This is a genomic window from Variovorax robiniae (assembly GCF_037889955.1).
Lineage (GTDB): Bacteria > Pseudomonadota > Gammaproteobacteria > Burkholderiales > Burkholderiaceae_C > Variovorax > Variovorax robiniae.
In genome coordinates this window covers 229,061-241,217 of the sequence record NZ_JBBKZS010000009.1, presented here as the reverse complement: position 1 = coordinate 241,217, position 12,157 = coordinate 229,061, and the positions used below count along the sequence as shown (strand labels likewise).

Annotated in this window: 7 protein-coding genes and 1 pseudogene; 6 read left to right on the top strand and 2 right to left on the bottom strand. The window is 61.9% G+C overall.

All coding sequences use genetic code 11. The features are described 5' to 3' along the window. Positions 1-66 precede the first annotated feature (66 nt). From gyrB to WKW79_RS21600, 3 genes and pseudogenes are all read left to right on the top strand, one after another. Positions 67-2,583, top strand: a pseudogene (gyrB, locus tag WKW79_RS21610) (DNA topoisomerase (ATP-hydrolyzing) subunit B); the annotation flags it as partial. A 176-nt stretch (positions 2,584-2,759) separates the two neighbouring features. Further along, positions 2,760-5,480 (top strand): DEAD/DEAH box helicase family protein, encoded by a 2,721-nt coding sequence (locus WKW79_RS21605; protein WP_340337258.1) that lies wholly within the window; start codon positions 2,760-2,762, stop codon positions 5,478-5,480. A gap of 5 nt (positions 5,481-5,485) precedes the next feature. Continuing rightward, positions 5,486-6,610 (top strand): DUF3427 domain-containing protein, encoded by a 1,125-nt coding sequence (locus tag WKW79_RS21600; RefSeq protein ID WP_340337257.1) that lies wholly within the window; start codon positions 5,486-5,488, stop codon positions 6,608-6,610. 27 nt (positions 6,611-6,637) lie between these two features. Here WKW79_RS21600 and WKW79_RS21595 read toward each other — a convergent pair whose 3' ends face one another. After that, positions 6,638-7,204, bottom strand: coding sequence for a hypothetical protein (locus WKW79_RS21595; protein WP_340337256.1), 567 nt, complete (start codon positions 7,202-7,204; stop codon positions 6,638-6,640). Between the two features lie 1,535 nt (positions 7,205-8,739). Here WKW79_RS21595 and WKW79_RS21590 point away from each other — a divergent pair. From WKW79_RS21590 to WKW79_RS21580, 3 genes are all read left to right on the top strand, one after another. Next, positions 8,740-9,717 carry a magnesium and cobalt transport protein CorA gene (locus WKW79_RS21590; protein WP_340337255.1) on the top strand — a complete coding sequence of 326 codons (978 nt, stop codon included), beginning with the start codon at positions 8,740-8,742 and terminating at the stop codon, positions 9,715-9,717. A 94-nt stretch (positions 9,718-9,811) separates the two neighbouring features. Continuing rightward, complete coding sequence (locus WKW79_RS21585) at positions 9,812-10,273, top strand: carboxypeptidase-like regulatory domain-containing protein (RefSeq protein WP_340337254.1); 462 nt, start codon at positions 9,812-9,814, stop codon at positions 10,271-10,273. Between the two features lie 146 nt (positions 10,274-10,419). Further along, on the top strand, positions 10,420-11,589 hold the full coding sequence (locus WKW79_RS21580) for a metallophosphoesterase (protein WP_340337253.1): 1,170 nt from the start codon (positions 10,420-10,422) through the stop codon (positions 11,587-11,589). 6 nt (positions 11,590-11,595) lie between these two features. Here the strand turns inward: WKW79_RS21580 and WKW79_RS21575 are convergent, their stop codons facing one another. Continuing rightward, positions 11,596-12,102, bottom strand: a complete 507-nt coding sequence (locus WKW79_RS21575) for a polyhydroxyalkanoate granule-associated phasin (protein ID WP_340337252.1) — start codon at positions 12,100-12,102, stop codon at positions 11,596-11,598. Positions 12,103-12,157: the final 55 nt, after the last annotated feature.

Genomic DNA, 12,157 nt, shown 5'->3' with positions numbered 1-12,157 from the left:
GAGCCGGTCTACACCCCGGAAATCGACAGCGCGATTCCGATTGAAATCACCCCGCCGGACACCTCGTACGGCGAAGGCTCCATCACGATCCTCGAAGGCCTGGAAGCGGTGCGCAAGCGCCCCGGCATGTACATCGGCGATACCTCCGACGGCACTGGTTTGCATCACCTCGTGTTCGAAGTGGTGGACAACTCCATCGACGAAGCGCTGGCCGGCCACTGCGACGACATCGTCGTCACCATCCACACCGACAACTCGATCTCCGTCACCGACAACGGCCGCGGCATCCCGACCGGCGTGAAGATGGACGACAAGCACGAGCCCAAGCGCTCGGCCGCCGAGATTGCACTGACCGAACTGCATGCCGGCGGCAAGTTCAACCAGAACAGCTACAAGGTGTCGGGCGGCCTGCACGGCGTGGGCGTCAGTTGCGTCAACGCGCTCAGCGTCATGCTGCGCCTGGTGGTGCGGCGCGAAGGCAAGATCCACGAGCTCGAATTCAGCCGCGGCTTCGTGCAGAACCGGCTGATCGACACGGTCGACGGCGTCGAAGTCTCGCCCATGAAGATCATCGGCGACACCGACAAGCGCGGCACCGAAGTGCACTTCCTGCCCGACGTCCAGATCTTCAAGGAGAACTCGGACTTCCATTACGAAATCCTGAGCAAACGCCTGCGCGAGCTGAGCTTCCTGAACAACGGCGTGCGCATCCGCTTGAAGGACGAGCGCACCGGGAAGGAAGACGACTTCTCCGGCGCCGGCGGCGTGCGCGGCTTCGTCGAGTTCATCAACAAGGGCAAGACCGTCCTGCATCCGAACTCCTTCTATGCCGAGGGCGAGCGCCCGGCCGACACCTACGGCGGCATCCCCGGCACGCACATCGGCGTGGAAGTGGCGATGCAATGGAACAGTGGCTACAACGAGCAGGTTCTGTGCTTCACCAACAACATCCCCCAGCGTGACGGCGGCACCCACCTGACCGGCCTGCGCGCCGCGATGACGCGGGTCATCAACAAGTACATCGAAGAGAACGAGTTCGCCAAGAAGGCGAAGGTCGAAGTCACCGGCGACGACATGCGCGAAGGCCTGTGCTGCGTGCTGAGCGTGAAGGTGCCCGAGCCCAAGTTCTCCAGCCAGACCAAGGACAAGCTGGTGTCGAGCGAAGTGCGCGCGCCGGTGGAAGACATCGTCGGCAAGTTGCTGACCGACTACCTCCAGGAGCGCCCGAACGACGCCAAGATCATCTGCGGCAAGATCGTCGAGGCCGCGCGTGCCCGTGAAGCCGCCCGCAAGGCCCGCGAGATGACGCGCCGCAAGGGCGTGCTCGACGGCATGGGCCTGCCCGGCAAGCTGGCCGACTGCCAGGAAAAGGACCCGGCGCTGTGCGAGGTCTACCTGGTGGAAGGTGACTCCGCCGGCGGCTCCGCCAAGCAAGGCCGCGACCGGAAGTTCCAGGCCATCCTGCCGTTGCGCGGCAAGATCCTGAACGTCGAGAAGGCGCGCTACGAGAAGCTGCTGACCAGCAACGAAATCCTGACCATGATCACCGCGCTCGGCACCGGCATCGGCCGTGCCGGCGCGACCACGGCGGGCGGCGGCGCGGACGACTTCAACGTCGCCAAGCTGCGCTACCACCGCATCATCATCATGACCGACGCCGACGTGGACGGCGCGCACATCCGCACGCTACTGCTGACCTTCTTCTATCGTCAGATGCCGGAGCTGGTGGAACGCGGCCACATCTACATCGCGCAGCCGCCGCTCTACAAGGTGAAGGTCGGCAAGGAAGAGCAGTACCTGAAGGACGGCCCGGCGCTGGATGCGTTCCTGCTGAAGGTGGCGCTGAAGGATGCGAGCATCGAGACCGGCGGCGAGAAGTCGACCACGATCAGCGGCGACACGCTGGCGGAGCTGGCGCGCAAGCATCAGTTGGCCGAAGCCGTCATTGCACGCCTGCGCAACTTCATGGATGCCGAAGCGCTGCGCGCGATTGCCGACGGCGTGCGGCTCGACCTGGACACGACCGGCAGCGCCGAAGCCTCGGCCGTGGCCTTGCAGACCAAGCTGCGTGAGCTCAACACGACCGGTGTGCCCGCCGAAGTCGCGAGCGAGTTCGACGTGCGCACCGACAAGCCGCTGCTGCGCATCAGCCGCCGCCATCACGGCAACATCAAGAGCAGCGTGATCACGCAGGACTTCGTCCACGGCGCCGACTACGCTGCGCTGGCCGAGGCCGCCAACACCTTCCGCGGCCTGCTGTCCGACCAGGCGGTGGTGAAGCGCGGCGAAGGCGAGCGCGCCAAGGAAGAACGCGTGGGCGACTTCCGCATCGCGATGAAGTGGCTGATCAGCGAAGCCGAACGGACGACCTCGCGCCAGCGCTACAAGGGCCTGGGCGAGATGAATCCTGAGCAGCTGTGGGAAACGACGATGGATCCGAACGTGCGGCGCCTGCTGAAAGTGCAGATCGACGATGCGATCGAGGCGGATCGCGTGTTCACGATGCTGATGGGGGATGAGGTGGAGCCGCGGCGGGAGTTCATCGAGCAGAACGCGCTGCGGGCGGCGAATATCGACGTTTGATGCAGATTGCGTTCGAGGCGAGCGCTTGGCATCTCAAATTGGCACTTCCGCCAAGCTTGCTGCCCTGTAGGATTTCGGCACTCACAGTTCTGGCTGTTAACAATATCTGAGACACCTGGTAGGCTGCAGCGCGCCGGCTTCCACGTTGTCCGTTGGGCTGCTGCCTGACATCAGAGATGGACCCGAACACCGAGTACTACCAGCAAAACGCGAGCAGGTTTTTCGAAGCAACCGTCAATGTCGACATGTCGACGTTGTATGCGGCGTTCCTCGCAAAATTGCCTCCGGGCGCGCGCATCCTGGACGCCGGCTGCGGCTCAGGCCGAGACGCCAAGGCATTTGCGCTTCGAGGCTTCGAAGTAAGCGCATTTGATGCCTCAGCCGAACTGGCCCAATTGGCCAGTGATCACTGTGGCTTCGAAGTGAAAGCACGAACCTTTGCCCAGGTCGAGGAAATCGCTGCCTATGACGGTATCTGGTCCTGCGCGAGCCTGTTGCATGTAGCGTCGCCCGAGATCCCTGATGCGCTGCATCGCTTGTGGCGAGCGCTTCGGCCGGGCGGTTGCCTCTATGTGAGCTTCAAACTCGGGAGTGGCGATCGTTTGCATGGTGGTCGCCGGTTTACGGATGCAGATGACGCGACCATTCGTGGGTGGTTCCGCTCAATACCCGCAGTGGAGGCAATCAACACTTGGGTGACGGACGACCAGCGGCCCGACCGTGCCGAACAATGGATCAACGCGTTGATCCTTCGCGAAGACACACGAAAGAGAAAACTGGTCACTGGCGGCGCCGATCCATTCCTGCCGCATCTGTCGCATGCGATGGCGCAAGCCACTGAGATCGATATCGCCGTCGCATTCACGAAGATGACGGGACTGCGTCTGCTGATGCCGGACCTGTTGGCGGCATTGACTCCGCAGGCCAACACGAAGTCGCCCCCGTGCCGCGTCCGTTTCCTGACCAGTGATTACTTGGACGTCACAGACCCTGAAGCCCTACGCAATCTCCAATTGCTGCAAGAGCAAGGCGGGTTGGTTCGAGTCTATGCAGCGCAGGGCAACAGCAGTTTCCATCTCAAGGCGTACATATTCGCCCAGCATGCCGCCGGTGCAATCGTTGAAGGCACCGCCTTCATTGGTTCCAGCAATATCAGCCGTCAAGCATTGCAGGACGGGCTCGAATGGAACTACCGGGTCGCCTACCCCGACGATCATGGCTTCCTCGAAGCCCGTGAACGGTTCGCGGAACTGTTTGCTCATCCCCACACGGTGACGCTGGACGACAGTTGGATCGAAGACTACGAACGCCGCCGTGTGCCGCCACCGCGCGCCATTGCGCCTGGAAGCCAGGAACAAGATCCGCCACCTGTTCCGACGTCAGTGCAGCTTGAAGCACTCGACGCGTTGAACGAAACACGCAACGAAGGATTCCGTCGCGGGCTGGTCGTATTGGCCACTGGATTGGGCAAGACGTGGCTGGCCGCATTCGATGCGGCGCGAATGGGTGCTCGGCGCGTTCTGTTCGTGGCGCATCGCGAAGAGATACTGAATCAAGCAGCGCAGACGTTCATTCGGATCCGACCGGGCGCGCGTGTCGGCTACTACATGGGCCAGAACCGCGATACGCAGGTCGACATCCTTTGCGCGTCTGTTCAAACGCTGGCACGGACAGAACACCTCGGAAGATTCTCGCCACACCATTTCGACTACGTTGTCATCGACGAATTTCACCATGCCGCTGCAGCTACATATCGAAGACTGCTCGGCCATTTCGCACCAGACTTCCTGCTGGGGCTGACCGCTACGCCTGATCGCACGGACCAATCCGACATCCTTTCGTTGTGCGACGACAACCTCGTCTTCACCTGCCATTTGTTCGAAGGGATCGAGGCCAAGTTGCTCGCACCGTTTCACTACTTCGGCATCGTCGACGAGACGGTCGACTATCGGGAAGTCCCGTGGCGCAATGGCCGTTTCGATCCAGAGCAGTTGTCCAACAAGCTTGCAACGCTGGCTCGTGCGCGTCATGCCCTCAAAGAATGGAGATCACGTGCACAGCGTCGAACACTCTCGTTCTGCGTGTCGATTGCGCATGCCGATTTCATGGCCGATCAATTCAACAAGGCTGGAATTCCGTCGGCGGCAGTCTATGGCGGGTCTGTCCTCGGGCGTACCGAGGCGATGGATCAATTGCGCGATGGTGAACTGGCGGTGATCTTCTCGGTCGACTTGTTCAATGAAGGCATCGATTTGCCGAGCATCGACACCGTGATGATGTTGCGTCCAACAGAATCAAAGGTTCTTTTCCTCCAGCAATTGGGACGCGGCTTGCGGCGTGACGATTCAAAAAAGTACTTGGTGGTCTTGGACTTCATCGGCAACCACCAGAGCTTTCTTCAGAAGCCACAAGCGCTCTTCGGCGTCGGTGCTACCTACAAGGCGCTCGCCGACTTTGCAAGGGATACCGAGCACGAACGCCTCAATTTGCCTGATGGTTGCTACGTCAACTATGACTTGGCGATCATCGAGTTCCTTAAATCATTGGACAGCAGAGGGCCACAGAAAGAATACGAAGCCTCGCGGGCCAGCCTCGGTCGGCGGCCTACGCTGGCCGAGTTTTTCCGTTCCGGTTCCAGCGTGCAGGCAGTGCGCCGTCAATATGGCTCGTGGTTCCAGTTGGTCCACGCGATGGGCGATCTCGATGAGAGCGAGACGGACCTGCTGAAACGCATTGGCGATTTCTTCCTGGAAGTGGAGACCACAGCTCTGACGAAGAGTTTCAAGATGGTGCTGCTCGAAGCCCTCTTGGAACTCGATGGATTGATTTCCCCGCCGACCGTCGCCGACCTGGCCGATCGATCATGGGAAGTCATCCATCGCCGAAAGGATTGCTGAGCGACTTGCCCGACGACAAGCAACAGTTGTCCGGAGGTCGGGCCGCCGAATGGATGAACTACTGGCAAAAAAATCCCATCGATGCCTGGATCCGTGCAGCTCGCACGGACACCTCCGAGGCGCACTTCCGCATCGATAACGACCGATTCCAGTTTGCAAAGAGTTTGCCGCAAGGGTCCGGGGCCACTGCCGAAGCAATGATCCAGGAACTCGTCGACTACCGATTGGCGACATACGAGTTCCGACAATCCACGGGCCTTGCTGCATCCAACGTCATCCCTTTCGTCCCCAAGGCAAAGCCAATCGTCGAGCTTCCCTACTTTCCCAACTTGAAGATTGCATGCGGCCATTTCCGAGCAGGTCGCGCGGATGCCGAGGAGCATCGGTCACTTCCTGCGGAATATGGCCAATTGGACCCGACGCGGCACTTCATCGCACGCGCTTCGGGCAACTCGATGAACGGCGGTAAGAACCCCATCGTCGACGGAGACTACCTCCTGCTTGAAATGCTCAGCCCCAGCAAGGCCGGCTCGACCACCGGTACTGTCATGGCCTTTGAACGCCAAGACGAAGTCGGGGGCGATAACCAATATCTGCTCCGAGTGGTCACGAAGGCCAAGGATGGCCGCTACATCCTCCGAGCCAACAATCCCGACTACGCCGACTTACCCGCCGAGGACGACATGCGCACGCTTGCCAGATTGCGCAACGTGATCGCACCAATCGACCTGGCTGTCGGCCAGTCGTTCGCGCGCGAGGATATTCCAGCGCTCTTCGACGAGTCGTTCAATCCGGGGAGTTGGAACGTCGGCCACGTGGTGCTGAACGACAAGAAGGTGCATATCCTGTTGGTCACCTTGAACAAGCAGGGCAAAGCAGCCGAACACCGATACCTTGATCGCTGGATCGACGAGTCTACGTTTCACTGGCAAAGTCAGAATGCCACGACACCCCAGAGCAAGCGAGGCCAGGAGATCATTCGACACGAGGCCTTGGGAATCGAGATCCACCTGTTTGTGCGGGACACCAAGTTGGAACGCGGCAAGGCTGCTCCATTCGAGTATCGAGGCAAGGCACGGTACCAGTCCCACACGGGGAGCAACCCAATGAGCGTGAGGTTCTCGGTCTAGTAACAGTCGCGTCTCGTCTCAGCGACGTCACCGGCATCCCGCGCGAAATCGCCGGTCTCTCAGCGCTTTTCGTTCGTCTCGAATCCAATCGAGCCTCTGCGGACTGTTGGGTTGGCGAGCAAGGGCATCCAACGATGCGATGGCCTCTTCCCACGTCCGGCACGCCGCCGAGTTGTCGAAGCCAACGTTTCGCGCCACGGCTTCTTCGCGGCGACGGACCTCCAACGCAAGTGCGCGGTTGTTCTGGCGCGACGCCTCGCGGGCCTGTGGACTCATGCCATCAGCGAGATTGATGTCGGGTTGAACACGGACGGCGACAGCGCGGGAACCTTTCGCGCAAGGTCCATCGGAGTATTCGGCCCTGCCGGCGCCCGATACGCACTTGGTGATTTCAACGCTGAGCGGAGGCTCAGCAGCTGGCGCCTGCGGTTGTGTCTGACTCGGCTCTGATGGAGACGGGAGCGCCTGCCGCTGGACGTTCGGCACGCTCGTGGCTACTGGTGCCGTTTGACGCTGCGAGCGCAGCGCCAGCAGCCATCGCCCTCCGAGGTAGAGCAAAGCCAGAGCGAAGATCCAGAAGAGCAGCAAGGGCACGCCAAGGCGCTCCGGCTGCGGCCGCAGATTGCGCTCCCAGCCAGTCCTCGCCTGACGTCGTTGGTGCATGTAGTCGGGGTCTTGGAGGCTCATGAAGGGCGGGCGGAGCTGCGGGCGAACCATAGCATTCACCGGCAGTTATTTCACTTGTTAACTTTTGGGTTAATGCAAAGTCATTCATCGAATTTCTCGGCTCGAACGTCGCCGTCATCACCCTGTCACAAGCTTCTCCCCACAAACCTTGAGCAACCATGTGGACAACTGTAGGAGTACTGTGTAGGACCGATGCAAGTCATTGATTTTCAAAGGAAATCAACAGTCTGCTTAATTCCTGGGCAGTGCCTGGCGCATGGAATTTCGGCCCTTTATCAAGTCCTCCGCACGCTGTCAAAGCACAAGTCTGGGGATCGTTCCGGCACAAGCGAGGGGTTGTCCACAGCGCCAGCCACGCTTTCGATGTTGTTCGCCTTGGCGCGACAGCACAAAAGCGCAGGTACGCACAATGGTTGAGGAGGCGCAAGTTCTTGTCAGAGAACAGAAAAAGAAGGCTGTCCACAGGACGGTGCGATCCTTATCTACTACTACTAATTTAAATAAGAAGAATAAGAAGAGATAGCAGGAAGAGCCCCGCCCCGCGTTGCGGCGGCGCATCGACGCAACAGTTGAAATTCGCAACAGCCGAGGATCGACGACCGTGGCCGCCGAATGCTTTCCCCGCTTCGGCAAGCATCTCGATGAGCTCGAATGCCGGCTCGTGTTCCACGCATGGGCAATGGAGCGACGGAGGACGAGCGGCCGCGGCTTGCCAGAGGGATGATTTGTGGGCTTTCCATGCGGTTCGGGCTTGGCATGCCATGCGAGGCCGGCCAAGCGATCCATGGCAAGGGGCGCGCTGACCCATCGCCACCGTCATTTGCGGCGGCCTGGCAGCGCCTGGCGCCGGTTGCATCGCCTTCTGAAGCGTCGATACAAGACCGTTGAGCGATGTTTGCGCGCGCTTCCTGGTGCACCGCGCAACATCGAAAAGAAATGGTCAATCCCGTGCGCGCGGCGTCATGCGCGTGTCACATCTTTCCCCACAAAACTTGGGTAACTTTGTGGACAACTGTAGGACTGACCTGTAGGGATCGTGCAAGTTGTTGATTTTAAATGGGAATCAACAGTCTGCTTAATCCTTGGGCAGAGGACTGCGACGTGCATTTCTCCCTTTATCGGGGTTTTCGGACGCTGTCAAAGTACAAGTCTGGGGACGCTTTCGGCACAAGTGGCGGGTTGTCCACAGCGCGCGGATCGAGCGCGATGTTGTTCGCTTCGGCGCGACAGCTCGGAAGCGCGGCTGCGCACAGCCGTTGAAGTGACGCAAGTCCTTGCAACCAAAGGAAAAAACGGCACTGTCCACAGAAAAGCGCTGCCCTTACTACTACTACTAATTTGAATAAGAAGAATAAGAAGAAATAGCAAGAACAACCGCGTCCCTCGGGCCAGCCGGACAATCTTGTCAAAGCCACAACACCTCCACCGGAGGTCAACTCACGATGCTGATCAACTGTGTTGCGTATCAAGACGGGGCCAAGCTGGCCGATATCCCCGTGTCGGCGATCAGCGACTACATGCTGCGGCCCGGCTGCTTCGTGTGGGTGGCGCTGAGCGACCCGTCGCCGGAGGAACTGGATGAACTCAAGCTGGAGTTCGACCTGCATGAGCTGGCGGTGGAGGACGCCCGGCACGGTCACCAGCGGCCGAAGATCGAGGAGTACGGCGATTCGCTGTTCGTCGTGATGCAGATCGTGGAACCCGTCGCGGGTGGCGAAGAACACGGGCTCAACGTCGGCGAAGTCGACGTGTTCGTGGGCAGCAACTATGTGGTGTCGGTGCGCAGCCGGAGCAAATCGGGGTTCCTGGGGGTGCGGGCGCGCTGCGAGCGGGAGCCTGAGCTTCTGCGCAATGGTTCTGGCTTCGTGCTGTATGCGCTGATGGATGCGGTGGTGGACCGCTACTTTCCTGTGATCGATGCGCTGGAGGTGGAGCTCGAGCAGGTCGAGCGGCAGATCTTCGTCGAGCGCAACGCGCGCACCAGCATCCAGAACCTGTATGCGCTCAAGCAGCGCGTGATGGTGCTCAAGCATGCGGTAGCGCCGCTGCTCGAGGGCGCCAACAAGCTGCATGGCGGGCGCGTGCCGCAAGTCTGCGTGGGCACGCAGGAGTATTTCCGCGATGTGGTGGACCACTTGGGCCGGATCAACGGGTCGATCGAGTCGATGCGCGACACGATCAGCACGGCGATCCAGGTCAATCTGTCGATGGTGACCATCGAGGACGGCGAAGTGACCAAGCGGCTGGCGGCCTGGGCCGCGATCTTTGCGGTGTGCACGGCCTTCGCGGGCATCTGGGGCATGAACTTCGAAGCGATGCCGGAACTGAAGTGGCGCTACGGCTACGTCATGGCGTTGGGGCTGATCGTGAGCACCAGTGGCTACCTGTACTACCGGTTTCGCAAGGCGGGCTGGTTGTAGCCGTCCGGCGGCGCCGAGTCGATCAGGTTCCCCTAAGGTGCGCGGCGCAGAGTGTGCATGTGGATGTCACACACGCTTTGAAAGGAGTTGGACCATGACGACCTGGCAATCAAGGATGCGGCCCGTGGCGATCGCTGTGCTTTGCGGCGCCGGCCTGTTCGGCGCGCTCTCCGCGCAGGCAGCGAATCCGCCGATCCGCATGACCAATGGGATCGAGTACATGAGCGGCGGTATCGGCAAGGACGAGGCGCAGTTCATGGAAACGGTGTCGCCGCGCTGGGCGGCCACGCTGGAATTCGCGGTCAAGGATCCGACGAACGCGCGCGGCGCGGATTTCACGGCCAACGTGAAGGTGCGGGTGCTGGATGCCGCCACCGGCAGGGCGTTGCTGAGTGCCAAGTCGGACGGGCCGTTCCTGCTGGCACGGCTGGATCCGGGCCGCTATGACGTCGAGGCGACGCTCAATGGCCAGACGCTGACGCAGGAACTGACGGTGCGCGCGGGCGAGCCGAGCAAGGCGACCTTTGTCTGGCCGACCAGCGCGCTGAGTTCCTGAGCCCCCCGGGGTCGGGTTGCGCGGGGCTGACGGCGGCGAAGCTACTTCGTCTTGAGAACCGGAATATCTCTCGCGACCGCGCCTTGAATGCGGGGCATGCGCCTTGCATGTGATAGGCCCGGGATACCCCGTCGCCTCAGGCCCCGATGCCGATCCGCCCCCTCACACTGCTGACCTTGCTGCTGCACCTCCTGATCGGGGTGCGGCTTCTTCCTTCGCTCGCGAGCCTGACACCGTTGTGGCCGGCGGTGTTGCTGTTGCTGCTCGTTTCCGCCGTGACGATGCCCTTGCCCTTCATCGGGCGGCGTTCATCCGCGAAGCTGGTGTCGGACACCTTGAAGTGGGTCGGACTGCTCAGCATGGGGTGGTTTTCCTCGATGTTCGTGCTGACGCTGGTGCGGGATGCCGGCCTGTTGGGTGCCTGGCTGGGCGACTGGGCCGGGCTCTGGACGGTCGATTGGCCCGTGGCAACCGCCTGGAGCGCCGCTGCGGTGCCGTTGATGGCCACCGGTACCTCCCTCCTCGGATTCGTGAATGCGCGGCGTACAGCGGGCGTGAGACGGGTCGACGTGCCCATCGCCGGGCTGCCGAGCGCCCTGGAAGGCTTCACGATCGCGCAATTGAGCGACATCCACGTCGGGCCGACCATCAAGCGCGGCTATATCCAGCGCATGGTGGACGCGGTGAACGTGCTGGATGCCGACGTGGTGGCGATCACCGGGGACCTGGTGGACGGCAGCGTGCCGGAGCTGCGCGAGCACATCGCGCCGCTGGGTGGCTTGCGTGCGCGGCACGGCACCTACGTGGTGACCGGCAATCACGAGTACTACGCCGGGGCGCCGGCCTGGATCGCGGAGCTCCGCCGGATCGGGTTGCAGGTGCTGCTGAACGAGCATGTGGTGCTTCGCCAGGACTCACCGGGTCGCTCGACTGGCGACAACGAGGCGCTGGTGCTGGCGGGGGTGACCGATTTCACCGCCGGCCATTTCGACGCGTCGCAGGCGAGCGATCCGGAAGGCGCGCTGGCCGGGGCGCCCCTGGCCAGCACGACGCGCGTGCTACTGGCGCATCAGCCGCGCAGCGCGCCGGCGGCCGCCGCGGCGGGATTCCAGTTGCAGCTGTCCGGCCACACGCACGGTGGCCAGTTCTTTCCGTGGAACCTGTTCGTGCCGTTGCAGCAACCGTTCACGGCCGGCCTGCACCGGCTGCGCGACATGTGGGTCTATGTGAGCCGGGGCACCGGCTACTGGGGGCCGCCGAAGCGCTTTGGCGCGCCCTCGGAAATCGCGCTGCTGCGCCTTGTGCGCGCGCGTTGAAAGGCGTCAGGCCGCCGCGGGTGCGGGCAGCGCTAGGCGGCGCGCGTTGGACGTGGCCTTGGCATGGATCGGCTTGAGCGCACGCTGGGCAATGCGGGCGCTGGCGCTGGAGAGCTGGCTCCAGGTGTGCACGAGGCGCGTGCTGGCATCCAGCAGGGCCTGGCTGCGGGTCAGCAGCTGGGCGGGCGTGAAGCTGGTGGCCAGCGACCACAGCGCGCCGTGGCTTTCGAACCACTGTTGCACGGCGCGATTGACGAGCGCGTAGCTGGTGGTGTGCAGCTGATTCACGATGGCAGTGCCGGATTCGGTGGCCGCGGCGAGTTTTTCCTCGCTCATCAGGTGGATCTCGCGCATGTCGGCCGGCGAGGGCTGCAGGCCGTGCATCGCCATGCGGCTCGTGCGCATCTGGATGACGGAGCCCGAGGACACCAGCATTTCGCCGGTCTTCAGGGCGACATCGGTCCAGAGCATCAGCGGATTGAAGAAGCGGGGAGAGGTGTTGGGCGTGCGCATGGCCTCGATTATCGGCGCAACGATCCCTTTTTGCTGCACTGCAGCAAAAAGTTCA

Excerpts from the sequence above, each read along its gene's own strand:
- WKW79_RS21605 (WP_340337258.1), top strand. The coding sequence starts at position 2,760 with ATGGACCCGAACACCGAGTACTACCAGCAAAACGCGAGCAGGTTTTTC.
- WKW79_RS21590 (WP_340337255.1), top strand. The coding sequence starts at position 8,740 with ATGCTGATCAACTGTGTTGCGTATCAAGACGGGGCCAAGCTGGCCGAT.
- WKW79_RS21585 (WP_340337254.1), top strand. The coding sequence starts at position 9,812 with ATGACGACCTGGCAATCAAGGATGCGGCCCGTGGCGATCGCTGTGCTT.
- WKW79_RS21580 (WP_340337253.1), top strand. The coding sequence starts at position 10,420 with ATGCCGATCCGCCCCCTCACACTGCTGACCTTGCTGCTGCACCTCCTG.
- WKW79_RS21575 (WP_340337252.1), bottom strand. The coding sequence starts at position 12,102 with ATGCGCACGCCCAACACCTCTCCCCGCTTCTTCAATCCGCTGATGCTC.